Genomic DNA, 26735 nt, shown 5'->3' on the forward strand with positions numbered 1-26735 from the left:
TCAGGCCTCCGACTCGTCCACCGTCCAGATGCGCTCGAGGCGATAGAAGTCGCGGACGTCTTCCAGCATGACATGGGCGACGACATCACCCAGATCGACCAGCACCCACTCGCTGTCATCGAGGCCCTCGATACCGGTGGGCCGCAGGCCCTGCTCCCGGGCCGCATCCACCACGGCCTCAGCGATCGAGCGGACATGACGCCGGGAATTGCCGGTCGCGAAGGTCATGAAATCGGTGATCGGCGTGCGCCCGCGGACATCAATGATGCGCGGATCAACGGCCTTGAGATCGTCCAGGGCCGTCACCACGCAATCGCGCAGGGCCTGGGGTCGGAGAGCGCTTTCAGACATGACGCGGGTTCAACCTCCCGGGCGTGATCGCCCTTGATATCTGGGGATAACCATAGCATCCACGCAAAGCCAATTCGTGCCAGACGGCATCGGGCATCAGCCCCTGCGCCGAGTAACCGAGCGCGAGACAACGCCGGATGCCGGTGGCGGAAATCTCCAGCCGCGAGACGGCCTGGAACAGTACATGCCCGGACGGCGATGCCCGCAGGGCTGCCGGATCGCGGACCCGACGCGCACGCATCCACTCATCGAGCGCCGGCGCCAGCGCCTGGGTGTCTCCGCCCCGGGTCACCACCACCAGATGCGCCAGCGCCGCGAGTCGCTGCCACTGATGCCAGCGCATCAGTCCCCGGAACGCATCCCAGCCCATGATGAAACAAAGCGGTCGCTGATCACCGAGCGACCGACGCAGGTGCTCGAGCGTATCCACTGTGTAGGAGGGGCCCGGTCGGTCGAGCTCGCATCGATCAACCACCAGCCCCGGGATACCGGCAACAGCGGTGTCGAGGAGACCGGCCCTTGCCGGGGCATCGAGCCGGGGCTGTGGGCGGTGCGGCGGGACATGGCCCGGCACCAGACGGATCTCGGCCAGACAGAGCGCTTCGAGCAACTCGACAGCCGGTCTCAGGTGACCGTAGTGCACCGGGTCGAAGGTACCGCCCAACAGTGCCACTGGCGCTCCCTGCGGACGACTCATCCGCGGATATGCCCGTCACCGAGGACGATGTACTTCTGCGTGGTCAGCCCTTCCAGACCGACGGGTCCACGCGCGTGGAGCTTGTCGGTACTGATGCCGATCTCCGCCCCCAGACCGTACTCGAAGCCATCGGCGAAGCGTGTCGATGCGTTGACCATCACCGAGCTTGAATCGACCTCGCGTAGAAAGCGCTGCGCCCGTGCGTAGTGGTTGGTGACAATGGCCTCGGTGTGCCTGGAGCTATGCCGGTCGATATGATTGATGGCGGCATCAATACCATCGACCACCGCCACCGACAGGATCGGCGCAAGATACTCGGCATCCCAGTCCTCGGCCTGCGCCGCTGTCATCCCATCAACGATCGCGCGGCTGAGCTCGCAGCCCCGCAGTTCCACACCGTGGCCATCGAACGCCGCCTTGAGTCGCGGCAGCAGCGTTGGCGCGATGCCGGCATCGACGAGCAGCGTCTCGAGGGTATTACAGGTCCCGTAACGCTGGGTCTTGGCATTGATCACCACCTGCTCGGCCATGTCCGGATCGGCGTCGGCATCGACGAAGCAGTGACAGACACCGTGGAGATGCTTGATCATCGGCACCGTCGCGTCGCGCATGATGCGCTCGATTAGCCCCTTACCTCCCCGCGGCACGAGCACATCGATGAATGCATCGAGCGTGATCAGCGCGCCCACCGCGGCCCGGTCGGTGGTACCCACCACCTGCACGGCGGTCTCCGGCAGCCCGGCCTCGGCAAGCCCTGCTGCGATGCAGTCGGCGATCGCGCGGTTGGAGTGGAGTGCCTCCGAGCCGCCCCGCAGCACGCAGGCGTTGCCGGACTTGAGGCAGAGCGCCGCGGCATCGGCTGTGACATTGGGCCGGGACTCGTAGATGATGCCCACCACGCCCAGCGGCACCCGCATGCGCCCCACACGGATGCCGCTCGGCATGGGATCGAGATGCCCCACCGCGCCGACCGGATCGGGCAGTGCGGCGATCTGCTCAAGACCGGTGGCCATCGATTCGATGCGCGCATCGCTGAGTGTCAGTCGATCGAGCAGCGCCGCGTCAAGGCCATTTGCCCGGCCGGCGGCGAGATCCACCTCGTTGGCCGTGCGCAGTGCCTCACGCTCGCCACGCAATCGTGCGGCGATGGCATACAGCGCGGCATTGCGGGCGCCGCCATCACTCGCCGCCAGCTCTCGGCCGGCGGCGCGGGCGGCGCGCCCGAGGCCGCGCATGTATTCGTTGATCTCGGTGTCCGGGTTTTCGCTTTCAGCATTCATCCTCGTTTCTCCCTGCGATCCGCGGTTGCGACACGGCGCGCCGCAACACTCGATAGTTCCAGCAGTTCGTCCCAGGGCCGGCCGGGCGAGGCCCCTTTGATGACGCGATCGACCCGCGCCGCCCGGCTGAGCAACCGCGCCCATACCCCCGCCGGCGTCCCGCGGGCGATCGCCTGCAGGCGTCCCTGCCGGTTTTTCCAGATACGGTGCCTTGCCATCACGGCGGCGGCGCGCTCACCCGCGGCCATCGACGCCTGCAGATCGGTCAGCACACGAATGTCCCGGGCAACGCCCCAGAGCACCAGCACCGGTTCCTCGCCCTCGGTGCGCAGACGCCGGACGATACGCAGCGTTCGCACCGGATCCCCCGCCAGCATCGCCTCGGGCAGATCGAACACGGCGAAACGGGCACTGTCGCTGACGGCATCGCGTGCCATGGCCGGGCTGATCGGAGCGCCGTCCGCGAGCAATGCGAGTTTCTCGATCTCCTGCGCCAGCGCCAGCAGATTGCCCTCGTTGCGCTCGGCCATCAGCGCGGCGGTCTCTGTATCCAGTTGGATCCCGCGCTCACTGGCGCGGCGTCTGGCCCAGCCGCTGAGCTCGTTGCGCCGCAGCGGCCAGGCGTAGCTCATCACGCCGGCACCGGCGATCGCCTTCGCCCACGCCGACTGACGCTGGGCGGTCTCGAGACGACCGGTGATGACGATCAGGATATGCCCCGCATCGGGCGCGGCGGCCCGTGCCTTGAGCGCGGCGCTCCCGTCGCGACCGGGCTTGCCCCCGGGCAGGCGCAGTTCGATGAGACGCCGATCGGTGAACAGCGAGAGGTTGTCGGTGGCGGCCGCCAGCCGCTGCCAGTCGAACCCCTGGTCGACATGCAGCACCTCACGCTCATCGAACCCCGCCTGCCGGGCCTGCTGGCGAAGACGGTCCAGCGCCTCTTCGATCAGCAGCGGTTCCTCGCCGGCGATCAGGTAGATCGGCGCGAGGCCGCGATCGATCCGGTCGGGAAGTTCATCGAAGCGGATCTCGGGCATGGCCTGGTACGCCTACAGACGCCGCCCGATGCGGGAGAGCAGCAGCTGCAGGGCATCCTCCTGCAGATCACGTCGCAGGCTTTCCTCTTCGGCATCCCGCCCCTGGAGATTGCTGGATTCGGCCGCGAAGCTCGCCGACGTGCGTACGCTCTGACGGGCGATGGTCGCCTGCTCGGGACCGGCCTGACCACCCGCCTCCAGGCCAAAGCGGATGCGATAGCGCAGTTCATATTCACTGGCGAAGCCATCGGCATCGGTGGTCACCGTGCGCCGACGGCTCGATACCGACATGACATCAATCACCACCTGGGCATCGGTCGGGTCAGTCACCACCACCGCATCCAGATCGCGCAGCCGCTCGGCAAGACGGGCCCTGAAGCGATTATCGAAGGTCCCCTCGATCGCCACCGGGACGCCCTCAAAACCGCCTCCGCCGGCACCGCGCAGTTGCCAGCCGCAGGCGGCCACCAATAGGGCGAGACCGACCACCAGCATGCCCCGGATCCGCAGCATTACTGAGCGACCACATTCACCAGACGCCCCGGCACCACAATGACCTTGCGCACGCTCAGCCCCTCGATAAAGCGCTGCACATTGTCATCGGCCATCGCCTGTTCGCGGATCGTCGCCTCGTCCGCCGCCACCGACACCGCGATCCGGCCGCGGAGCTTGCCGTTGACCTGCACCACCAGCTCGACCTCATCGCGGGTCAGTGCGGTCTCATCGACCCCCGGCCAGGGCTGATCGACGGCGGCACCGTCGCGGCCGAGATCGCTCCACAGACCATGGCTGAGGTGCGGGGTAATGGGCTGGAGCATCAGCACGACTGCCTCCAGCGCCTCCTGGCGGACGCCACGAGCGGCCGCCCCCTCGGCCGTGTAACGGCCAAGGGCATTACAGAGCTCCATGATCGCGGCGATCGCGGTATTGAAGGTATAGCGGCGCCCGATATCGTCACTCACCTTGCCGATGGTCTCGTGGAGCTTGCGGCGCAGTGCCATGCCCGCATCGTCCAGGCCATCGGTACGGGGGACGGGGACTGCACCGCCACTGACGTGGTCGTAGACCAGCCCATGCAGCCGGCGCAGGAAGCGGGCCGCACCCTCGACACCGCTATCCTGCCATTCAAGCGCCTGATCGGGCGGGGCGGCGAACATGGTGAAAAGCCGCAGCGTATCGGCACCGAACCGCTCGACCAGGCTTTCCGGATCCTCGCCGTTGTTCTTCGATTTCGACATGGTCGTCCAGCCGGTGGAGACCAGCTCAGCGCCATCGCTACGGCGGCTCGCCCGCAGGATTCGACCCTTGCCGTCACGCTCGATATCGACCTCCCCCGGCGCAACCCACTCACGGCCGCCCGACTCGCTGTCGTGATAGAAGGCCTCAGCCAGCACCATGCCCTGACAGAGCAGATTGGTCGCCGGCTCATCGCTGCCGATATAGCCGAGATCACGCATCAGCTTGTGCCAGAAGCGGAAGTAGAGCAGATGCATCACGGCATGCTCGATGCCGCCGATGTACTGATCGACCGGCAGCCAGTAGTCAGCACGCTCGTCGAGCATCGCCTCGGCATCGGGGCTGCAGTAACGCGCGTAGTACCAGGACGACTCGACGAACGTATCGAAGGTATCGGTCTCGCGCTCCGCCTCGCCGCCACAGTGCGGGCAGGCGACCTGCCGCCAGTCGGTATCCGTCTGGAGCGGCGACTGCACCCCGGTGAAGGTGACGTTCTCAGGCAGTGTCACCGGCAGATCGGCATCCGGCACCGGCACCGCGCCGCAGTCTGGACAGTGGATGACGGGGATCGGACAGCCCCAGTAGCGCTGCCGGGAAACCCCCCAGTCGCGTAGCCGGTAGTTGGTGGTGCGCCGACCGATGCCCTCGGCCTCGAGATGCGTTGCAATGGCCTCGAACGCGGTGGCGAAGTCCATGCCGGTGAACGCACCGGCGTTGACCGTGACCAGCCCATCCTTGGCCGTCCAGGGCTCGGCCTGCACATCCACGTGGCGGCCATCCGCAGGCCCGACCGCCTGGCGGATGGGCAGTCCAAAGCGGGTCGCGAACTCATGGTCGCGGGCGTCATGCCCCGGCACCGCCATGATCGCGCCGGTGCCGTAGCCCATGAGCACGAAATTGGCGACCCAGACCGGGATCCGCTCGCCGGACAGCGGATTGATCGCCTCGACGCCCAGCGGCATGCCCTTTTTCTCGAGCTTTTCCATGGCCTCCTCGGTCACCGCCCCCTGGCGGATCTCCTCGAGGAAGGTGGCGATGCGGGCGTCCTGCCGGCCGGCCTCGATCGCCAGCGGATGGTCGGCGGCCACCGCCATATAGGTCGCGGCGTAGAGCGTGTCCGGGCGGGTAGTATAGACCCGGAGCGGATCACCGCCCCCGGCCAGCGCGAAGTCCAGCTCGACGCCCTGCGAGCGGCCGATCCAGTTGCGCTGCATCGTCTTGACCGCACCCGGCCATCCCGGCAGGGCGTCGAGGCCGTCCAGCAGTTCGTCGGCGTATTCAGTGATGCGCAGAAACCACTGCGGGATCTCACGACGCTCGACAATCGCGCCGGATCGCCAGCCGCGACCGTCCACGACCTGCTCGTTGGCGAGCACGGTCTGATCCACCGGATCCCAGTTCACGACCGCACTGGCCCGGTATACCAGTCCCTTTTCAAGCAGCCGGGTGAACATCTGCTGCTCCCAGCGGTAGTAGGACGGATCACAGGTGGTGACCTCGCGGGTCCAGTCGTAGCCATAGCCCATGCGCTGCAGCTGCCGGCGCATGTGATCGATATTCTGATAGGTCCATTCCGCCGGTGGCACGCCGCGTTTGATGGCGGCGTTCTCGGCCGGCAGGCCGAACGCATCCCACCCCATCGGCTGGAGCACGTTGCGCCCCTGCATGCGCTGATAGCGGCTGATGACATCGCCGATGGTGTAGTTGCGGACGTGCCCCATATGCAGCCGTCCGCTCGGATACGGCAGCATGGACAGGCAGTAGAAGGTCTCGCGCGACGGGTCTTCCGTGACCCGGAAGCAGCCCTGGTCATCCCAGTGGGCCTGCGCGTCGGTCTCTAGACGGGCGGGATCGTAGTGCTTTTCCATGGGGCGAGAGGATACCCCGCCGCCGGGCGGAATTGCACCTGTCGTCAGCGCGCCGATTGCCGGGCGGCACGCTCGAAACGGCTGCCATGGCACTTCGGGCACGGCGGGATATGCCCCGTGCGCTTGAAGTGCAGGACCTCGCCGCAGTCACGACAGACCAGTGCGCCGGGCCCGGTCACCTCACCGGTATGATAGCGCCTTGCGGCCTGCAGTTCGCGGTTCAGGGCCTGCCACTGCAGCCGGGTCCGGTCGGCGACCGACGAGAACCGATCCCAGATCCAGTTCTCCACCAGCTGCAGATCCATGTGCAGCCAGTCGGAATAGGTCCCATGGGCCGTGTCGACATACTCCGCGGCATCCTCGAGATCGCGCTGTAGCCAGCCGGACACCCGATCGGCCTCGTCACGGGTCAGTTCCCCGAGCGCGACGCTGCGCTCACGCACCGTATCCAGTGCCTCGTGAAAGCCCTGCTCCACCGCCTCACCGGTGGACTCCAGCCGCTCACGAAGGCGCTCGAGCATGCGCTCGTAGCCGCGGACCTCGTGTTCACGCTGCTGATCATTATCGGTCATTGGCTTTTCCCTCGTGGCCTTTGTCCGCAGTTTAACGGGTTGTCGTCAGTTACCGCGACCCGATCGCCGCCAGCCGCCCGTCAGCCACAGGCCGCCGGTCCCGAACAGCGCCAGCGCCGCCATCGGCCAGTCACGCCAGCGCGCATACGGGGTCATACCGGTGTAGGGCTGGACGCTCCCAGAGAGGATCGCGGACTCGAACAGAGGCCCGGCGTCACGGATTCCGCCCCGCGGGCCGATGATCGCCGAGATCCCGGTGTTGGTGGCCCGGATCATCTCCCGGCCGGTCTCAAGCGCGCGCATCCGCGCCATCTGGAGGTGCTGCCAGGGCGCCGTCGAGGCGCCGAACCAGGCGTCGTTACTGACATTGAGCAGCAGCTCGGCGCCGGGCAGCGCATCAGCCACCTCAGCGCCGAACGTCACCTCATAGCAGATGCTGACCCCCAGCTCATGACCGGCCGCCGTGAGCGGTGCCGCGGATTGGCCGGCGCTGAAATCCCCCAGCGGCGTACCGACGAAATCCAGCACACCGCCAGCGATATCGCGGAACGGCACGTATTCACCAAACGGGACGAGATGGCGTTTGTAGTAGAACTGCGCCGGATCACCGGGGACCGCCACAGCGTTATAGCGGGCCTCGCCCCGGGCGACTGGCGCACCGAGCACGAGACTGCTGCCGGCGGCCCGGGCCTCGCGGGCGAGCGGATCGAGCCATTGAGTGGCCTGCTGGTAGAACACCGGCAGGGCCGTCTCGGGCCAGACGATGAGCTCATCACCCAGCCGCTCCCGGGTCATCTGCAGGTATTCACCCAGAATGGCACCGCGCTCATCCGGATCCCACTTGCGCGCCTGGTCGATATTGCCCTGGAGGATGGAGACCGACAGCGGATCATCAACCGGCACCGTCCAGTCTCGATCGAGGGCGAGCCCGACCGCCACGGCCCCGACCGGGACCGCCAGCGCCAGCGCGACGCGCCGGACGCCCGGCCGAACCAGCCAGGCGGCGATCCCCCCGGCGATCACCGCCACCGCCAGGCTCACGCCATACACCCCGAACACCGGCGCCAGATGAGCAAGGGGGGTGTCGATCTGGGTGTAGCCAATACTCAGCCAGGTGGCACCGGTCGCCAGCCAACTGCGGATCCACTCAATGCCCACCCACGCGAGCGGCAGGGCCAGCAGCGGTGTCCGCAGCCGATGAGCGCCGCCGGCCCACCAGCCGGTGAGTAGCGCCAGCATCGGGATGAGGGCGAACAGCGCGACCAGCACAGCAGTGGCGATCATACCGGCGAGCGGCCCACCGCCGTAGTCGGCGATGCTGTGATAGATCCAGTAGACGCCGGCCCCGGCGTAGCCGAGGCCAAATGCATAGCCGGTGGCCAGCACACCACGGACTGTCACGGTGGTCGTGACGCGGCTGAAAATGAGCGCCAGCGCCGCCACGGGCGCTGAGGCCAGGCCGAACGGTGCGAACCCCAGCGCCAGCACAGCGCCCGCCGCCGCTGCCAGCGGCAGGCTGATCAGTCGCGGCATGCCCGCTCGGGCGTCACCATCAGCAGGTGAAGACGGCGGCTGTCGGCCCGCACAACATCGAAGCGCAGGCCCTCCAGCACCAGATTCTCGCCGCGTCGCGGCACATGCCCGAATCCGTTCGCCACCACACCACCGATGGTATCGAACTCCTCGTCGCTGAAATCGGTGCCGAAGTGCTCGTTGAACGCATCGATGGGTGTCAGCGCCTTGACCACGGTCTGGCCATCGTCGGTGCGGTTGAGGATCCAGGCATCGTCGTCCAGGTCATGCTCGTCATCGATCTCGCCGACGATCTGCTCGATGACATCCTCGATGGTCACGATCCCCGCGAGCCCGCCGTATTCGTCGACCACGATGGCGAGGTGGTTACGGCTTTCCTGAAAAAGCTTGAGCAGTGCATCAAGGCGTTTGCTCTCCGGGACAAAGAGCGCCGGGCGCAGCAGTTCGCGGAGCTGGAATTCGCGCTGGTGCTGGGGATCGAGATAGGGCAACAGATCCTTGGCGATGAGAATGCCAATCACATCATCGCGGCTGTCCCCGGTGACCGGAAAGCGCGAGTGGCCGCTGTCAACGATCGCCGGCAGCAGCTCCCAGACCGACTCCGAGCGCCGCAGCAGCGATACCTTGGAGCGGGGAATCATCACGTCGCGGACCTGGAGTTCGGCGACATGCAGCACGCCCTCGCACATCGACAGCGCGTCGGCATCGAGAATGGCCCGCTGCTGGGCGGATCGAAGCACTTCCACCAGGCTGTCGCGATCCTGGGGCTCCTGCCCACCCAGCGCGCGCCCGATACGCGTCAGCCAGTTGTTACTCTGGCCCGTGTGTCCATCCTGTTCGTCGCTCATGCCGGCGATCGACCGGGTTGATAGGGGTCGTCGTAACCCAACTGCGCCATGATGCCGCGTTCTTCCGTCTCCATGGTTTCCGCCTCCACGCTATCCATGTGATCAAAGCCAAGCAAGTGGAGCACCCCGTGGATGGTGAGGTGCGCCCAGTGCGCGTCGACCGGCTTGCCCTGTTCCCGCGCCTCGCGCCGGACAATCGGTGCGCAGATCGCCAGATCACCGAGTAGCGGCAGTGTCACGCCCGCCGGAAGGTCCGCGGGAAACGAGAGGACATTGGTCGGCCGATCGCGGCCGCGGTAGTCGCGGTTGAGGGCCTGACTCTCCGCCGCGTCGATCAACCGGATCGCCAGCTCCCAGTCCTCGCGCCGCCCGACAAGGGCCGTCGCGACCCAGTGCTCGAAGTCAGCCTCATCCGGCACCGATTCGTCGGTGACGCACTGAAGATCGAGATCACCCATGCCGTTCAGTCGTCGGGTGAATCGCCGGCATGGCGGTCATAGGCACGGACAATCCGCTGGACCAGATCATGGCGGACCACATCCCGGGCGCTGAAGAAGGTGAAGCTGACACCGTTGATGTCGTGCAGTACATCGACCGCATCACGCAGTCCCGATGTCTTGCCGGCCGGCAGATCGATCTGCGTCACGTCGCCGGTCACCACAGCGGTGGATCCAAAGCCGAGACGGGTCAGGAACATCTTCATCTGCTCGACGGTTGTGTTCTGCGCCTCGTCAAGGATGATGAACGCCCCGTTCAGCGTGCGGCCGCGCATGTAGGCGAGCGGCGCCACCTCAATGACGTTACGCTCGATGAGCTTATTGACCCGCTCGAAGCCGAGCATCTCGAAAAGGGCGTCGTAGAGGGGCCGTAGATAGGGATCGACCTTCTGCGCCAGATCGCCGGGCAGGAAGCCGAGCCGCTCGCCGGCCTCGACCGCGGGGCGCACCAGCACCAGGCGCTGGACGCGATCCTGCTGCAGCGCCTCCACCGCGCAGGCCACCGCCAGGTAGGTCTTGCCGGTGCCCGCCGGTCCAATCCCGAAGGTCAGATCGCAGCGCTGAATGGCGGCCAGGTAACCGCGCTGATTGGGCCCCCGACCCCGGATCATCCCCTTGCGGGTGGGGATCGAGACATCGTCGCCGCTCCCATCGTCACCGGCCTCATCGGCGGCGGCCGCCGGTGCGCCCGGCGTGGGCGCCTCGGCCTCCGCCTCGGCGCTGCGCAGCTGCAGATGGACGTGTTCGGCGCCAATCGCCTCCCGCGGGGTCTGTCGATAGAGGGCCCGGACCACATCCCGCGCCACATCCGTTGCCGCCTCATCGCCAATGATGCGAAAGCGATGACCACGGTTCTCGATCTCGACACCCAGCCGCCGCTCGAGCTGGCGGAGGTTCTCGTCAAACTGCCCACAGAGATTGGCGAGCCGCTCGTTATCCGCCGGCGTGAGTGTGAAATCCACGGTCTCGGCAGCGCCTCGCTCGCTCAAGCCGACGCCACTGCCAGGTCAGGCTCGAGACGGGTATCGACATCCACCATCTCACCGCGCAGGGAGTGCGCCCGTGCCTCGGTGATGCGAACGTTGACGAAACGCCCGATGAGCCGGCGATTACCCGGGAAATTGACGACCCGATTGTTCTGCGTCCGACCCTTGATCTCATCGGCATCCTTGCGCGAGACCCCGTCGACCAGCACCGACTCGACCCGTCCGACCATGGACGCGCTGATCGCCTGGGCGTTGTCGTCGAGTTTCGCCTGAAGGCGCTGGAGCCTGGCCTTCTTGGCGTCCGCCGACGTCGCGTCGGGCAGCTGCGCGGCCGGCGTACCGGGACGCCGCGAGAAGATGAAACTGAACGACTGGTCGAAGCCGACCTGCTCGACCAGATCCATCGTGGCCTCGAAATCGCGGTCCATCTCACCGGGGAAGCCGATGATGAAATCCGACGACAGGGTGATATCCGGACGCGCCGCCTTCAGCCGACCCACCAGATCAAGGAAATGATCCCGGCCATGGTTGCGCTTCATCAGCGCGAGGACATTGTCCGAACCGCTCTGAACCGGCAGATGCAGGTGATTCACCAGTTCCGGCACCTGTGCGTAGGCATCGACGAGGGCCTGGTTGAAGTCGAGCGGATGCGAGGTGGTGAAGCGGATACGATCGATCCCATCGATGGCCGCGACATAATGGATCAGCAGCGCCAGATCCGCGGCCTCGCCAGCCGGGCCCTCAGCGGCATAGCCATTGACGTTCTGGCCCAGCAGCGTCACCTCTCGCACACCCTGTTCCGCGAGCTCGGCGCATTCCGCGAGCACGTCCTCGAACGGGCGGCTGATCTCCTCCCCGCGGGTGTAGGGCACCACGCAGAAGCTGCAGTACTTACTGCAACCCTCCATGATCGAGACAAAGGCCGTTGGCCCCTCGGCACGTGCCTCCGGCAAGCGGTCGAACTTCTCGATCTCCGGGAAACTGACGTCCACCACCGCGCGTCCCGAATCGCGGGCCCGGGTGACCATGTCCGGCAGGCGATGAAGCGTCTGCGGACCGAACACCATGTCGACGTAGGGCGCCCGCTCGACGATCGCCGCGCCTTCCTGACTGGCGACGCAGCCGCCCACGCCAATCAGCAGATCCGGATGGGTGTCTTTCAGCGCCCGCCAGCGGCCCAGCTCGGAGAACACCTTCTCCTGGGCCTTCTCGCGGATCGAGCAGGTGTTCAGGAGGATGATGTCCGCGGCTTCCGGCGTTTTCACCCGCTCATAGTCACCCTCGGCCGCGAGGATATCCACCATCTTGATGGAGTCATACTCGTTCATCTGGCAGCCGTGGGTGCGCACATATACTCGTTGTGTCATGCGTTAAGAATACTAGCGCCCATAGTGATCCTCAATGCGGACGATATCGTCCTCACCAAGATAGCTGCCCGACTGCACCTCCACCAGCTCGAGCGGGATCATGCCGGGGTTCTCCAGCCGATGGACCGTTCCCAGCGGGATATAAGTGGACTGGTCCTCACCGAGCAGGAAGACCTCGTCGCCCCGGGTCACGCGGGCGGTGCCCCGGACCACCACCCAGTGCTCGGCGCGATGATGATGCATCTGCAGCGACAGGCGCGATCCCGGCGTAACGATGATGCGCTTGACCTGGAATCGCTCCGAGCGCACCAGGCCCTCGTAGCTGCCCCAGGGGCGGTGGACCTGGCGATGCTCGAGCGCCTCGGCGCGGCCGTCATCCTGCAGTCGCTGGACGATGCGCTTGACTGACTGGACCTGGTCACGGGACGCCACCAGCACCGAATCCGCCGTTTCGACGACGACATGATCCTCGAGCCCCACCGTTGCCACCAGCCGGCTCTCGGCGCGCACATAGTTGTTACGGCTGTCCTCAGCCATGACATCACCGAGCAGCACATTGCCGACGCTGTCGCGCTCGGCCGCGTCCATCAGCGTCGCCCACGATCCAAGATCATTCCAGTCGGCATCGAGCGGCAGGGTCACCGCGGCGTCGGTCTGCTCCATCACCGCGTAGTCGATGGAATCGGCGGGACAGCGCTCGAAGGCGGCCTCGTCCAGGCGCACGAAATCCATATCCTGTTCGGCCGCCTCGACCGCCGCCTCGCAGGCCTCGAGGATGGCCGGTGCGTGGCGCTTGAGGGCATCGAGATAACGCGACGCGCGCATCACGAACATCCCTGAATTCCAGTAGAACCGGCCGCTCTCCAGATAGGCCTGGGCCGTCTCGGCGTCGGGCTTTTCCACAAAGCGCCGGACCACACGGGCCGGCCCGGCATTGACCGGCTCACCCGCCTCGATATAGCCATAGCCCGTCTCGGGACGGGTCGGCACGACGCCAAAGGTGACCAGCCCACCCTCGCGGGCGGCCTCGATCGCCTCGATCACCGCCGCGCGCAGATGCGCCGGCTCGCCGACCAGGTGATCGGCTGGGAATACCGCCAGGACCGCATCCGACGAGGCGCGCAGTGCCTGCAGCGCGGCGACGGCCACGGCCGGCGCGGTGTTGCGGCCCATCGGTTCGAGCAGGATCTGTGCGCGACCCAGCGGATTGTCGCGGAGCTGTTCGGCGACAAGGAAGCGATGCGACTGGTTGCAGATCACCATCGGCGAGGCCAGATCCGGCGTCCCCTCAAGGCGCTCGAGTGTCTGCTGCACCAGCGTCCGACCGCCGGCGGCGACATCCAGAAACTGCTTCGGATAGCTCTCGCGCGACAGGGGCCAGAGCCGCGAGCCAATCCCGCCGGAGAGGATGACCGGATGAACCGGCAGTGGGGTTGTCCGATCACTCACGCCAATTCTCCTGCGTTTCCGGGGACCACCGGCGGACGCCCGATGGCGTAGTAATGGAACCCGAGCCCCGCCAGCACCGCCGGATCGTAGAGATTCCGGCCATCGAAGATCACCGGCTCGTTCAGGCGCGTCCGGATGAGATCAAAATCGGGGCTCCGGAACTGATTCCACTCCGTCATGATGACCAGCGCATCACAGCCCTCGAGCGTGGCATCCGGACTGTCACAGAGGGTCAGTCCCGCCCGGTCGCCGTACAGCCGTCGCACCTCGTCCATCGCCTTCGGGTCGAAGGCCTGCACCGACGCGCCGGCCTCCCAGAGCGACTCCATCAACCGCCGGCTGGCGGCCTCGCGCATATCGTCGGTATTGGGCTTGAACGACAGCCCCCACAGCGCGAAGCGTCGCCCGGTGAGATCACCGTGATAATGCTCACGAATGCGGTTGAACAGATAGTGCTTCTGGCGATCGTTGACCTCCTCGACCGCCTGCAGCAGCTGCGGGACGTAATCAACATCGTGCGCGGTGCGGGCCAGGGCCTGGACATCCTTGGGAAAGCACGACCCACCGTAGCCGGCGCCGGGATAGATGAAATGATAGCCGATCCGGGGATCGGCACCGATGCCGATCCGCACGCGCTCGATATCCGCCCCGACCCGGTCGGCGATGTTGGCGAGCTCGTTCATGAAACTGATCTTGGTCGCGAGCATGGCGTTGGCGGCGTATTTGGTGAGCTCCGCCGAGCGCACATCCATGCTGATCAGCCGATCGTGGTTGCGGTTGAATGGTGCGTACAGGGCATGCAGCTTTTCGCGGGCCCGGGCGTCGTCACAGCCGACGATGACACGCTCGGGCTTCATGAAGTCGTCGATGGCGGCGCCTTCCTTGAGGAACTCCGGATTGGACACCACCGAGTAGGGCACCGCCACCCCGCGCGTGTGCAGTCGACGCTCCACCGTCTCGCGGACGCGGTCCGCCGTACCCACCGGCACGGTGGATTTATCGACAATGATGCGCGCCTCATCCATTGAGGCGGCAATGCTGTCGGCGACGGCCAGGACATGGCGCAGATCCGCCGAGCCATCCTCTTCGGGAGGCGTGCCCACCGCGATGAACTGGAACTCGCCATGGCCGACCGCCTGGTCGGCGTCGGTCGTGAACTGCAGGCGCCCCGCCTCGCGGTTGCGCATGACCATCGCCTCGAGGCCCGGCTCGAAGATGGGTATCTCACCGCGATTGAGTGCTTCGATCTTGGTGGCATCGACGTCGACGCAGACCACGTCGTTGCCCACCTCCGCGAAACATGCCCCGGTGACGAGACCGACATAGCCGGTGCCGAAAATACTGACTCGCATCCGTGCCCTCCGCTGGCGTCAGTGCGCGTTGGCGGCGGCTTCCAGCGCCACCTGCATCATTTCCTGGAAGCTGTTCTGGCGCTCATCGGCACTGGTGGACGCACCGATCACGACATGATCGCTGACCGTCAGCACACTGACCGCACGCTTGCCGGTCTCGGCCGCCACCCCATAGAGGCCCGCCGCCTCCATCTCCACGGCGAGAATGCCGTGGGCCTTGAGCGTGTCGAAGAAATTCGCCCGCGGGTTGTAGAAAAGCTCCGAGGAGAAGACATTTCCGACACGCGGCGTCGCGCCGGCCGCCCGCGCCGCCGTGACCGTCGACTCAAGCAGGCCGTAATCGGCGATCGCCGCGAAATCATCCCCATCCAGGCGGGTGCGATTGACGCTTGAGTCGGTGGACGCGCCCATCGCCACGATGATGTCCCGCACCTTCACCGCCGGGCTGATGCCGCCACAGGTCCCCACACGGATGATCTTCTCCACCTCATACTGGGTATAGAGCTCAAACGCATAGATCGACATCGACGGAATACCCATGCCCGACCCCATGACCGACACCGGCGTATCACCATAGCGTCCGGTGTAGCCGAGCATGTTGCGGGTGTTGGTGACTTCGCGGACATCCTCGAGGTAGTTGTCGGCGATCACTTTCGCGCGCAGCGGGTCGCCCGGCATGAGCACAGTATCGGCAAAATCGCCCGGCTCGGCACTAATATGCGGCGTGGCCATGGGGTTCGCTCCTTTACGATTGAATGCATGATCAGACGCCAGAACTCTACTCACCCCACAACCGACTGACCAGCCATCAGCCGCGGTGAAGATGCATTCGGTGCCCAGTGGCGGCAGAATGCAGGACTCATTCACAGGAAACCCCTCATGACCGATGCCGGCCCACTGGCCCTGTTCGATATGGATGGCACGCTCACCCGCAGGGATACGCTCAGCGATCTGCTGATCACGCAGTTCGGCGTCGCGCGCTGCCTGGCCGCGGGCGTGCGCCTCGCACCCTCGCTGCTGGGTGTGCCGCTGGGCGCCGTCCACCGCGATCACGCCAAGGTCCATTTACTGCGTCATTTCTTCGGCGGCATGGCGGACGCGTCATTCCGGGCACTGGGCCGCGACTACGCGCTCAACCATCTCGACCGGCTCCTCCGCCCCGAGGCCCGCGCGCGACTCAACTGGCACCGGCAGGCGGGCCCCGGGGGGGCTCGGCCTCGGTCAGCGAATGGCTGCGGCCCTGGACCGACTCGCTCGGCATCGAACTGCTGGCGACCCATATGGAGCGCCGTAACGGTCGGCTCACCGGCGAGCTGGCGGGCCCCAACTGCCGCGGTGCGGAGAAGGTCGTGCGGCTTCGGGCGCTGCTCGATCCAGCCGCCTATCATCCGATCTATGCCTACGGCGATACCGCAGGGGACACCGAGATGCTGGCTCTCGCCGATCATGCGACTTACCGGGGACTGCGCTGACATGGCAGACGATGCCGATGGCCCGACGATCCCCGCGCTCATCCGCACCGCGCCAGGGACTGCACAACGGCCCGCGATCATCGCCTATACGGCCACCGGCGCAGTCACCATCGACCGTCACCACCTCCTGGCGATGGCCGAGGCCCATGCGCAGACCCTGAAGACCGCGGGGCTCAGTCGTGGTGACCGGATCCTGATCCAGGCGCCCAACAGCATCGAGTGGGTCGTCATCGCGCTCGCCACACTGATGCACGGTGCGGTCCTGGTCCCGGTGGATGCCCAGATGAACCGCGATGACCTGGCCCATGTGATCACCGATGCCGATCCCGCCCGGATCTATATCACCCGGGCGCTGCGCCCCGCGCTGCCGGACTCCCCAACCGCCGTTCCCATCATCGAGCTCGATTCACTGGACCTGACGGTGAGCGGTGATACCTCGATGGCGCCGACGCCGCGGGACGGGCCCGCCACCGGCGACACCGCCACGCTGTTCTACACCTCCGGCACCACCGGGCCGCCGAAGGGCGTCCCGCTCACCCACGCCAACCTGGTCAGTAATGTCCGCGCCCTGCTCGAGGAGCGCATCGCCGGACCGGAAGACCGGGTGCTGCTGCCCCTGCCGCTGCATCATGTCTATCCATTCAGCGTCGGGCTGCTCACGGTGCTCGGCGTGGGCGCGACGCTGGTCATGCCGCAGTCATTGGTTGGACCGCGCATCGCCGAAGCGCTGCGGGACAGCCGGGCGACCATCCTGCTGGGCGTGCCACGGCTCTACGAGGCACTATGGAGTCGGCTTGAGGAACGGCTCGGCGGCCGGCGGCCCTGGCGGCAGCGGCTCTTTCACGCCAGCGTCGAGACCTGTCAGCGGCTCCAGTCGCGTCTTGGCTGGCCCGTGGGGCGCTGGCTGTTCCGGCCGGTGATGAAACGCCTGGCGCCGGCGCTACGTCTGGCGGTGAACGGCGGTGCGGCGCTCGATCCGGTCATTGCCCGCCGCCTGCAGGGCCTGGGCTGGACGCTCGCGAGTGGCTATGGCCTCACGGAAACGGCGCCGATCCTCACCCTCAACGCACCGGGAGACGCACGCCTCGAGACCGCCGGCCGGCCCCTGCCCGGCGTATCGCTGCGGGTTGTCGATGGCGAGGTGCGCGCCCGTGGACCGAACGTCTTCGCGGGCTATCACAACGACGCCGTCGATCCGGCGGCGGTATTCGACGACGCGGGCTGGCTTCGCACCGGCGATGGCGGTCAGATCGATGACCAGGGGTATCTGCACCTCACCGGTCGGCTGTCGTCCACCCTGGTGCTGGCGGGGGGCGAGAACATCGATCCGGAACGCGTCGAGCGGGCATTGAACGCACAACCGGCCATCCGCGAAGCCGGTGTGCTGGCGGATCATGGCCGACTGGCGGCGGTGATCGTGCCCGAAACCCATGATCCACCGGACGACGGACCCCAGGCGGCGATCGATGCGGCGATCCGTGCCGCCCAGGCCGATCTGCCCGCCCATCATGCGATCGGCAATGCCCAGTTGAGTGCGGATCCCTTACCTCGGACCCGCCTCGGCAAGCTGCGCCGTCCCCACCTCGCGCGCCTTTTCGAGCGCCTCGGTAGCGATCAGCCAGAGACACGCCAGGCGCCCATCGACCCCGAGGCGATGGCGCCCGAGGATCAGGCCCTGCTTGCCGATGAATCGGCGCTCGCCACCTGGCGCTATCTCACCGAGCGTTTCGCCGACCAGCGCCTGACCCCGGACAGCCGGCTGCATCTCGATCTGGGGCTGGACTCACTGGGCTGGATGGACCTGGGGATCGGTCTCCGCGAACAGGCGGGGATCGAACTCGACGACGCGGCGATTGGTCGGGTCGAGACGGTCCGCGACCTGCTCCAGGAGGTCATCCAGGCCGATCCCGCGGCACTCGCCGCCGAGGGACAGGCGCCGGCGACCCTGACCGAGCAGCTGGCCGACCCTGAGGCGCTGCTCGATGAATCATCGACACGCCCTCTCACACCCCGCGGTCCACTGCGCTATGCCACGGCCCGGGTGGCCCTGGGCGCCTGCCGGCAGATCAATCGACGCTTCGCCCGGATCGAGGTGGAGGGGGCATGGCCGCAGGACGGCCCGTTCCTGATCACCCCGCGGCATGTCAGCGCCTATGACCCCATTGCCCTGACCGAGAGCCTGACCCGCCGGCAGATGGAGCCGCTATTCTGGGCGGGGTGGACCGGGCTGCTGTTCTCGTCGGCGCTGCGCCGTACCTTCAGCCATGTCGCCCGGATCCTGCCGATCGACCCCGGTGCGGCACCCCAGCGCAGCCTGGCGCTGGCGGCGGCGGCACTGCAACGCGGTCACTCCCTGGTGTGGTTTCCGGAAGGACAGCGCGGGACGGACGAGGCCCTGCAGCCCCTGCGGCCGGGCATCGGCCTGCTCCTGGCCGCGCATCCCGTCCCCGTTGTGCCCGTGTGGATCGAGGGGACGGAGACTGTGCTACCCGTCGGCCAGCTGATCCCGAGTCACGGCACGATTCGGATCCGGATCGGTGAGCCGCTCTACCCTGAGCAGTACGGCAGCGACAGTCGGACGATCGTAGCGTCGGTCAGCGCGGCCCTGGAGGCGCTGGGAGCCGGGCGCGGCCCCTAGAACGGAATGTCGTCGTCGAAATCATCCACCGGGGCAGTCTGCGGGGCCGGCTCCTGACTCGACGCGGGCGCGGACTGCTTCATGCCGCCGCCGGCACCACCGCCCATGCCGCCACCACCGGCGCCATCGAGCATCTGCATGTCATTGGCCACGATCTCCGTCGTGTACTTGTCCTGACCGTCCTGACCCTGCCATTTGCGGGTCTGCAGCCGTCCCTCCACGAATATCTTCGAGCCCTTTTTCAGGTATTCACCCGAGATCTCCGCCAGCCGGCCGAAAAACACGATCCGATGCCACTCGGTCTTCTCCTGCTGCTCGCCGGTCTGACGGTCCTTCCACTGATCGGTGGTGGCGAGTCGCGCGTTGGTGATCGCGCTTCCCGCGGCGGAATAGCGGACCTCGGGATCGGCGCCGAGATTACCGATAAGAATGACTTTATTGACTCCACGCGCCATGACTGCCTCCGTTGACTGATGGGGCGGGGTCGCTCCGACCACCGCCATGTGTCTCCACTCTACCCGTTCATGGCGGCCGACCAAATGCCCGGCCGACCAATGGTCACTGCAGGTCCATGAACCCCATGGCCTCGATCTTGAGCAGGACCTGCTGAGCGGCCTCTTCCACCGAGCAGTCGGTGGTATCAATCCGCAGCTCCGGCATCTCGGGCGCTTCGTAGGGATCATCGATGCCGGTGAAGCCGGTGATCTGACCGGCTCGGGCCCGGGCATAGAGGCCCTTGCGATCGCGGCGCTCACACTCCTCAAGGGGCGTGGCGACATGGATTTCGAGAAACCCGCCATTGGCCGACTCGACCATCTCGCGCACGGCTTGGCGGGTGGCGCTGTAGGGCGCGATGGGTGCACAGATAGCCGCGCCCCCGTTACGCGTGATCTCGGCCGCGACAAAGCCGATCCGACGGATATTGAGATCGCGGTGCGCCTTGGAGAAGCCCAGTTCGCTGGAGAGATGCTTGCGGACCCGATCACCGTCGAGCAGCGTCACCGGGCGTCCGCCCCGTTCCATGAGTTTGACCATCACTGCATTGGCAATGGTGGACTTTCCCGACCCGGAAAGGCCGGTGAAAAACAGCGTAAAGCCCTGCTTCGCGCGGGGCGGGAAGGTCTTGCGAAGCTCTTCGACCACCTCGGGGTAACCAAACCAGTCGGGAATCTCCAGGCCTTCACGCATGCGCCGGCGGAACTCGGTGCCGGAGATGTTCATCACCGTTTCCGTCGACTCGTCCACCTCGTCGATCGGCGCATACCCGGCCCGCTCCTGGACATAGACCATCATCCGGAATGGCACCATCTGGATACCCAGCTCGTCGGCATACCGGGTGACCATGTCCTGCGCATCATAGGGGCCATAGATCTCCTCGCCCTGGCTGTCCTTGCCCGGACCGGCGTGATCACGACCGACGATCAGGTGAGTGCAGCCATAGTTGCGACGGATGATGGCGTGCCAGACCGCCTCGCGCGGTCCGCCCATGCGCATCGCAAGCGGCAGTAGCGACAGCGCCGTTGTCTGCTCGGGATACTTGTGCAGCACATGCTCATAGCAGCGCACCCGCGAGTAATGATCGACATCACCGGGCTTGGTCATCCCCACGACCGGGTGGATCAGCAGATTGGCCTCCGCCTGACGGGCGGCGAGAAAGGTCAGCTCGACATGGGCGCGGTGCATGGGATTGCGGGTCTGGAAGGCGACGATGCGGCGCCAGCCATTGCGCTGGAAGCGCTCGCGGAGCGCAGCCGGGGTCAGGCGCAGATGCGTGAAGTCATAGTGACCGGGCAGATCGAGCGCCTCGATCCGGCCACCCACATAGACCGGGTGGCTTTGTTCACGCAGCCACGTCACTGCCGGGTGCGCCGGATCGCGGGTGCCATAGACCCGCTCGGCCTCGCGCTCGTGGTCCGGGCGCCAGAGGTCGGAGACGGTGAGGATCGCCAGGATGACGCCCTCCGGATCACGCAGTGCCACGCGATCACCGGCCTGGAGCGTTGTCGCGAAGGCCTCGCTCACATCAAGCGTGATCGGTACCGGCCAGAGCGTCCCGTCGGCGAGGCGCATGTCGCTGACCACCCCATCGTAGTCGCGCTGGTCCATGAAACCCTCGAGGGGCGAGAAGCCACCGTTGGCGAGGAGTTCAAGGTCGCAGAGCTGGCGATCGGTGAGATCCCAGCTCGGATAATCCACCGCATCGGCCTTGACCGATTCCGCGGTCGCCGCATCCAGCCTCAGGTCCTTGAGGGTGCCGCCGTAAGGCGGGATCAGGTCCGTCATGTCGTCTCCGCTTCAGTTGTTGCCTCACGATAGGAGGCCGGAGCACTGAGGCCGACTGCGGCCAACAGCCACACCCCCGCCGCCAGCGCGCAGAAAATGAATACACCACTCACGCCATAGGCACCCTGGATGGCGCCACCGAGGACACCGCCGAGGAAGGCGCCCAGGAACTGGGCCGTGGAATAGACGCCGAGCGCCGTCCCCCGCAAGCCATCCGGCGCGAATCGGGTCAGCAGTGAGGGCAGACTCGCCTCGAGGGTGTTAAAGCCCACGAAAAACAGCCACAGCCCCAACAGCACCGCTGGCAGGGACTGGCTGTATCCCGCGAGGATCAGATCGGCCACGATCACCAGCGCGGCGACGAACGCCAGCAACCGATGCAGGATCCGGCGTCGCTCGCCGATACCGATCAGTGCCCCCATGCCCAGCACCGAGAGCGTGAGTACCGGTATGTAGACCATCCAGTGATCACCGCCGGCGATGCCCAGCTGTGATTCGAGCACCACCGGCAGGACAACGAAACTGGCGGTCAGGACCAGGTGCAGTACCAGTACGCCGAGATCAAGGCGCAGCAGATCGGGACTGCGCAGCACGATCGGCAGCCCCCCCGCGCGGGCGTTGACCTCGGGCCGGAACGCGACCTCGCCGCCGCCCGGCACGAGCCCGTAGAGCAGGGCCACCGCCACCAGCGCCAGGCCGGCGGTCGCCCAGAAGACTCCACCCAGCCCGGCCTGCGCGGCGATCGCCGGGCCCGCCACCAGCGCGATCATGAACGCGACCCCGACACTGATGCCGATGAACGCCATGGATTTGGTGCGCTGGCGATCGCGGGTCAGGTCGGCGGCCAGTGCCATGACCGCGGCCGCGATCGCGCCACAGCCCTGCAGCGCGCGCCCCAGGATCACGCCATAGATCGTCTCCGCCTCGGCGGCCACACCACTCCCGAGCGCGAAGACCAGAAGCCCGAACACGATCACCGGGCGTCGCCCGATGCGATCCGAGAGCATGCCGAAGGGGATCTGCAGAATCGCCTGGGTGAGCCCGTAGGCCCCGACTGCGAGACCGATCAGCGCCGGTGTCGCACCACTGAGTTCAGTGCCGTAGAGCGCGAAAACCGGGAGGATGAGGAACAATCCCAGCATCCGCAGGCCAAAGATCGTGGCGAGGCCCGCCGTGGCCCGACGCTCCGCGGGATTCATTGATCCAGCGCTGGATGGCTTTTTGCCGTGCACGTTTTCCCCTGTCGGTCGGGTGAGTACTGGCGCGTTATACTATCAAATTGTCCGACCCGGGAAGCCCATGGACTCAATCGTCATCGAGGGCGCGCGTACCCATAATCTGCGTGACCTCCATCTCAGACTGCCGCGCGGCAAGCTGATCGTCATCACCGGCCTGTCCGGCTCGGGCAAGTCGTCGCTCGCCTTCGACACGCTCTATGCCGAAGGTCAGCGGCGTTATGTCGAATCACTCTCGGCCTATGCCCGTCAGTTCCTGTCGATGATGGACAAGCCCGACGTCGATCATATCGAGGGGCTCTCACCGGCGATCGCCATCGAGCAGAAATCCACGTCTCATAACCCGCGCTCCACCGTGGGCACGGCCACCGAGATCCATGACTACCTGCGGCTGCTGTTCGCCCGCGCCGGCACGCCGCACTGTCCCAGTCACGGCCACGCACTCGAGGCCCAGACGGTCAGCGAGATGGTCGATCAGATCCTCGCCCAACCCGATGACCGCCGCTATATGCTGCTGGCTCCCCGGATCCGCGGCCGCAAGGGTGAACATCGCGAGGTATTCGCTGATCTGCGCAACCAGGGGTTCGTGCGCGCGCGGGTGGACGGCCGAGTGGTGGACCTCGATGAGCGACCGGCACTCGATGCCCATGCCGCCCATGATATCGATGTGGTCATCGATCGCTTCCGCATCCGGCCCGATCTGGCGATCCGACTGGCGGATTCGCTGGAGACCTGTCTGGCACTCGGCGAAGACGTTGCGGAACTCGCCGACATCGACGATGCCGACCATCCGCCGCTGGTGTTCTCGGCCCGCTACGCCTGCCCGGAGTGCGGGTATACGATCAGCGAGCTGGAGCCACGGCTTTTCTCATTCAATAACCCCCAGGGCGCGTGTCCGACCTGTGACGGGCTGGGCGTGGAGCAGTTCTTCGATCCGGCCCGCGTCGTCGCCCATCCCGAGCTCTCTCTGGCGGCCGGCGCGGTCCGGGGCTGGGACCGGCGCAACGCCTACTACGGTCAGATCATCAACGACCTGGCGAACCATTACGGTTTCGATGTCGACACCCCCTGGCGGTCGCTGCCGGCGGACGTCCGGGAGATCCTGCTCTACGGCAGTGGCGAGACGCCGATCCGCTTCCACTATGCCGGGGCCCGGCGCGGGCGGGGTCAGGTGAGCGAGCACCCATTCGAGGGCGTCGTCAACAACATGACCCGCCGCTATCGCGAGACCGAATCCACCGCTGTGCGCGAGGAATTGGCCCGCTATCTGACCCGACGGACCTGCCCGGACTGCGATGGCAGCCGGCTCAATGCCGCGGCCCGTCATGTCACCGTGGCCGGCTATGATCTGGCCACCATCAACGCCCTGTCCATCGGTGAGACGGCACGCGCCATGGCGGCGCTGGACCTGACCGGTGCCCGTGCCACGATCGCCGAGAGCATCCTGCGCGAGATCGGCCAGCGTCTGCGGTTTCTGGTGAACGTCGGCCTCGACTACCTGAGCCTCGAGCGCAGCGCCGACACCCTCTCCGGCGGCGAAGCCCAGCGGATCCGCCTCGCCAGCCAGATCGGCGCCGGCCTGGTCGGGGTGATGTATGTCCTCGACGAGCCGTCGATCGGTCTGCACCAGCGCGATAACAACCGCCTGCTGGATACACTGCGGCATCTGCGTGATCTGGATAACACCGTCATTGTGGTCGAGCATGACGAGGACGCGATCCGGGCGGCCGATCATATCGTCGACATGGGCCCGGGTGCGGGCCACGAGGGCGGTGCCGTGATCGCCACCGGCACGGCCGACACGCTCATGGACTCAGCCGACTCACTGACCGGTGACTATCTGGCCGGTCGCCGCCGCATCGACGTGCCCACGCATCGCAACGCGCCCGATCCGGCCCGGATGATCGATATCCGCGGGGCGCGCGGCCATAACCTCCAGTCAGTGGATGCGAGCCTGCCGGCGGGGCTGATGACCGGCGTCACCGGTGTCTCCGGCTCGGGCAAGTCAACGCTGGTGAACAGCACCCTGTATCCAGCCGCGGCCGCCGCACTCAATGGCGCCGACACCGCACCGGCGGACTGTGAGGCGATCGATGGGCTGGGGCATTTCGACAAGGTTGTGGATATCGATCAGAGCCCCATCGGGCGAACGCCGCGCTCCAACCCAGCCACTTATACCGGGCTTTTCACGCCGATCCGCGAGCTCTTCGCCGCCACCGCCGAGGCCCGCTCGCGGGGCTACGGCGCCGGTCGATTCAGTTTCAACGTCCGCGGCGGGCGCTGCGAGGCCTGTCAGGGCGATGGCGTCATCCGGGTCGCCATGCACTTCCTGCCCGATGTCTACGTCCCCTGCGACACCTGCCGAGGCGCCCGCTACAACCGCGAGACCCTCGAGATCCGCTATCGGGGCCACACCATCGCCGATGTGCTCGGGATGAGCGTCAGCGAGGCGCTGGAGATCTTCTCAAGCATCCCCGCCCTCGCCCGGAAGCTGCGCACGCTGGTCGAAGTGGGGCTTGGCTACGTCAAACTCGGCCAGAACGCGGTGACACTCTCGGGCGGGGAGGCACAGCGCATCAAGCTGGCCCGCGAACTGTCCCGCCAGAGCACGGGCCAGACGCTCTACATCCTCGATGAGCCCACCACCGGACTGCATTTCCACGATATCGCCCAGCTGCTCGAGGTCCTGCATCGACTGCGCGATGAGGGCAACACGCTGGTGGTCATCGAGCATAATCTCGATGTGATCAAGACCTGTGACTGGCTGATCGACCTGGGACCCGAGGGCGGCGGCGGCGGGGGCCGGATCGTCGCCACCGGGACACCCGAGGCCGTCGCGGCCGAGCCGAAGTCGCATACCGGCCGCTATCTGGGACCGCTACTCGCCGCACCGGGCGCGCGGTGAAAAGCCGGCGCCCTCAGGGCAACAGGTGTTTGACCGCGTCCCGCTCCTCGATGAGCTCCTGCTCGGTCGCGCTCATGCGCTCGCGTGAGAAGGCATCGATCTCAAGCCCCTGGACGATCTCGTAGCGCCCGTCGACGCAGCGGACCGGAAAGGAGTAGATCAGGCCCTCGGTAATGCCATAGCTACCATCCGAGGGGATCGCCATACTCACCCAGTCATCGCCGCTCGTCCCGAGGGTCCAGTCGCGCATGTGGTCGATGGCGGCACTGGCGGCCGAGGCGGCACTGGACTGGCCACGCGCCTTGATAATGGCGGCACCGCGCTGCTGGACCGTGGGGATGAAGCTCTCCTCGAGCCAGCTCTGGTCGACGAGCTCGCCCGCCGCCTTGCCGTCCACCACCGCATGGGTCACATCCGGGTACTGTGTGGCCGAGTGATTGCCCCAGACCGTCAAGCGCTCGATCCCGGTGACATGGCTGCCCGTGCGGTTGGCGAGCTGCGCCAGCGCCCGGTTATGATCCAGCCGGGTCATCGCCGTGAACGAGCGCGGATCGAGATCCGGCGCGTTATGCCGTGCGATCAGGGCGTTGGTATTGGCCGGATTACCCACCGCGAGGACGCGCACATCGCGGCTCGCCACCGCATTCATCGCCTGCCCCTGCGCCGAGAAGATCGCGGCGTTGGCCTCGAGGAGGTCCTTGCGCTCCATCCCCGGTCCGCGCGGCTTCGCACCGACGAGGAGGATGTAATCGGCATCCTGGAACGTCTCCTCGGGCTTATCACTGGCCTGGAGCCCCGCGACCAGCGGAAACGCGCAGTCGTCGATCTCCATCATGACGCCCTGCACGGCATCCATGGCGGGCGGCACCTCGAGGAGCTGCAGGATCACCGGCTGATCGGGCCCGAGCATGTCGCCCGAGGCAATGCGGAACAAAAGGCTATAACCGATCTGGCCGGCTGCGCCGGTGACCGCTACACGTACAGGTGTCTTCATCGGACTCCTCCATCAACGTCTTAAGCGCCAGCTTTCCTCACTGCCGCAGGTGCCCGGAGTCTAGCAGAAGACCCTCCCTGACCGCAGGAGGCGGCTCTGCAGCCATAAAAAAGCCGCCCCGCGGCGGCTTTTCTT

The 26735-nt window shown here is 66.5% G+C and carries 22 protein-coding genes and 1 pseudogene; 4 read left to right on the forward strand and 19 right to left on the reverse strand.

Annotation, left to right across the window (positions count from 1 at the left end; all coding sequences use genetic code 11):
* Genes rsfS through deoD form a run of 15 tightly spaced genes read right to left on the reverse strand, consistent with a single transcriptional unit; the run spans position 1 to position 15805 of the window.
* The gene (rsfS, locus tag SPICUR_RS07965; RefSeq protein ID WP_023367844.1) at positions 1 to 351 is read right to left on the reverse strand and encodes a ribosome silencing factor; all 351 of its coding nucleotides are present in this window, start codon (positions 349 to 351) and stop codon (positions 1 to 3) included.
* The gene (gene nadD / locus SPICUR_RS07970) at positions 344 to 1048 is read right to left on the reverse strand and encodes a nicotinate-nucleotide adenylyltransferase (protein ID WP_051373252.1); all 705 of its coding nucleotides are present in this window, start codon (positions 1046 to 1048) and stop codon (positions 344 to 346) included. The genes rsfS and nadD overlap by 8 nt, the downstream gene beginning before the upstream one ends.
* The gene (locus tag SPICUR_RS07975) at positions 1045 to 2328 is read right to left on the reverse strand and encodes a glutamate-5-semialdehyde dehydrogenase (RefSeq protein ID WP_023367848.1); all 1284 of its coding nucleotides are present in this window, start codon (positions 2326 to 2328) and stop codon (positions 1045 to 1047) included. Before SPICUR_RS07975 ends, nadD begins: the two co-directional genes overlap by 4 nt.
* Positions 2325 to 3365, reverse strand: a complete 1041-nt coding sequence (gene holA / locus SPICUR_RS07980) for a DNA polymerase III subunit delta (protein WP_023367850.1) — start codon at positions 3363 to 3365, stop codon at positions 2325 to 2327. Before holA ends, SPICUR_RS07975 begins: the two co-directional genes overlap by 4 nt.
* Positions 3366 to 3377: 12 nt before the next feature.
* Entirely contained in the window at positions 3378 to 3878 is a 501-nt protein-coding gene (locus SPICUR_RS07985) for an LPS-assembly lipoprotein LptE (protein WP_023367852.1), read from the reverse strand.
* Entirely contained in the window at positions 3878 to 6469 is a 2592-nt protein-coding gene (gene leuS / locus SPICUR_RS07990) for a leucine--tRNA ligase (protein ID WP_023367854.1), read from the reverse strand. The genes SPICUR_RS07985 and leuS overlap by 1 nt, the downstream gene beginning before the upstream one ends.
* 44 nt (positions 6470 to 6513) lie before the next feature.
* Entirely contained in the window at positions 6514 to 7041 is a 528-nt protein-coding gene (locus SPICUR_RS07995) for a zinc ribbon-containing protein (protein WP_023367856.1), read from the reverse strand.
* A 45-nt stretch (positions 7042 to 7086) separates the two neighbouring features.
* On the reverse strand, positions 7087 to 8574 hold the full coding sequence (lnt, locus tag SPICUR_RS08000) for an apolipoprotein N-acyltransferase (RefSeq protein WP_023367858.1): 1488 nt from the start codon (positions 8572 to 8574) through the stop codon (positions 7087 to 7089).
* On the reverse strand, positions 8562 to 9422 hold the full coding sequence (locus SPICUR_RS08005; RefSeq protein ID WP_023367860.1) for an HlyC/CorC family transporter: 861 nt from the start codon (positions 9420 to 9422) through the stop codon (positions 8562 to 8564). Before SPICUR_RS08005 ends, lnt begins: the two co-directional genes overlap by 13 nt.
* Positions 9419 to 9880, reverse strand: a complete 462-nt coding sequence (ybeY, locus tag SPICUR_RS08010) for an rRNA maturation RNase YbeY (RefSeq protein ID WP_023367862.1) — start codon at positions 9878 to 9880, stop codon at positions 9419 to 9421. Before ybeY ends, SPICUR_RS08005 begins: the two co-directional genes overlap by 4 nt.
* A 5-nt stretch (positions 9881 to 9885) precedes the next feature.
* Positions 9886 to 10908, reverse strand: coding sequence for a PhoH family protein (locus SPICUR_RS08015; protein WP_041381828.1), 1023 nt, complete (start codon positions 10906 to 10908; stop codon positions 9886 to 9888).
* A complete protein-coding gene (miaB, locus tag SPICUR_RS08020) occupies positions 10905 to 12272 on the reverse strand; it encodes a tRNA (N6-isopentenyl adenosine(37)-C2)-methylthiotransferase MiaB (RefSeq protein WP_023367866.1) in 1368 nt (455 codons plus the stop codon). The genes SPICUR_RS08015 and miaB overlap by 4 nt, the downstream gene beginning before the upstream one ends.
* A gap of 12 nt (positions 12273 to 12284) precedes the next feature.
* Positions 12285 to 13721, reverse strand: a complete 1437-nt coding sequence (locus SPICUR_RS08025; RefSeq protein WP_023367868.1) for a mannose-1-phosphate guanylyltransferase/mannose-6-phosphate isomerase — start codon at positions 13719 to 13721, stop codon at positions 12285 to 12287.
* Positions 13718 to 15073 carry a UDP-glucose dehydrogenase family protein gene (locus SPICUR_RS08030; RefSeq protein ID WP_023367870.1) on the reverse strand — a complete coding sequence of 452 codons (1356 nt, stop codon included), beginning with the start codon at positions 15071 to 15073 and terminating at the stop codon, positions 13718 to 13720. The genes SPICUR_RS08025 and SPICUR_RS08030 overlap by 4 nt, the downstream gene beginning before the upstream one ends.
* A gap of 18 nt (positions 15074 to 15091) precedes the next feature.
* Positions 15092 to 15805 (reverse strand): purine-nucleoside phosphorylase, encoded by a 714-nt coding sequence (gene deoD / locus SPICUR_RS08035; protein ID WP_041381829.1) that lies wholly within the window; start codon positions 15803 to 15805, stop codon positions 15092 to 15094.
* A gap of 180 nt (positions 15806 to 15985) precedes the next feature.
* Between deoD and SPICUR_RS10260 the strand changes: the two are divergent.
* From SPICUR_RS10260 to SPICUR_RS08045, 3 genes and pseudogenes are all read left to right on the forward strand, one after another.
* Positions 15986 to 16213, forward strand: a pseudogene (locus SPICUR_RS10260) (hypothetical protein); the annotation flags it as partial.
* Between the two features lie 41 nt (positions 16214 to 16254).
* Positions 16255 to 16545, forward strand: a complete 291-nt coding sequence (locus SPICUR_RS10165) for an HAD-IB family phosphatase (protein WP_257719856.1) — start codon at positions 16255 to 16257, stop codon at positions 16543 to 16545.
* Position 16546: 1 nt separating this feature from the next.
* Positions 16547 to 19183: an AMP-binding protein gene (locus tag SPICUR_RS08045; protein WP_023367876.1), complete on the forward strand. Its 2637-nt coding sequence runs from the start codon at positions 16547 to 16549 to the stop codon at positions 19181 to 19183.
* On the opposite strand, the gene ssb is transcribed toward SPICUR_RS08045, so the two are convergent.
* The 3 genes from ssb to SPICUR_RS08060 form a co-directional block, all read right to left on the reverse strand.
* A complete protein-coding gene (ssb, locus tag SPICUR_RS08050) occupies positions 19180 to 19638 on the reverse strand; it encodes a single-stranded DNA-binding protein (RefSeq protein ID WP_041382507.1) in 459 nt (152 codons plus the stop codon). The genes SPICUR_RS08045 and ssb overlap by 4 nt on opposite strands.
* A 103-nt stretch (positions 19639 to 19741) precedes the next feature.
* Positions 19742 to 21466: a bifunctional sulfate adenylyltransferase/adenylylsulfate kinase gene (locus tag SPICUR_RS08055; protein WP_023367880.1), complete on the reverse strand. Its 1725-nt coding sequence runs from the start codon at positions 21464 to 21466 to the stop codon at positions 19742 to 19744.
* Entirely contained in the window at positions 21463 to 22665 is a 1203-nt protein-coding gene (locus SPICUR_RS08060; protein ID WP_023367882.1) for an MFS transporter, read from the reverse strand. Before SPICUR_RS08060 ends, SPICUR_RS08055 begins: the two co-directional genes overlap by 4 nt.
* Positions 22666 to 22765: 100 nt before the next feature.
* On the opposite strand from SPICUR_RS08060, the gene uvrA reads away from it, so the two are divergent.
* Entirely contained in the window at positions 22766 to 25606 is a 2841-nt protein-coding gene (uvrA, locus tag SPICUR_RS08065) for an excinuclease ABC subunit UvrA (protein WP_023367884.1), read from the forward strand.
* A gap of 13 nt (positions 25607 to 25619) precedes the next feature.
* On the opposite strand, the gene SPICUR_RS08070 is transcribed toward uvrA, so the two are convergent.
* Complete coding sequence (locus SPICUR_RS08070) at positions 25620 to 26600, reverse strand: malate dehydrogenase (RefSeq protein WP_023367886.1); 981 nt, start codon at positions 26598 to 26600, stop codon at positions 25620 to 25622.
* Between the last annotated feature and the right edge of the window lie 135 nt (positions 26601 to 26735).

Source organism: Spiribacter curvatus, from assembly GCF_000485905.1.
GTDB lineage: Bacteria > Pseudomonadota > Gammaproteobacteria > Nitrococcales > Nitrococcaceae > Spiribacter > Spiribacter curvatus.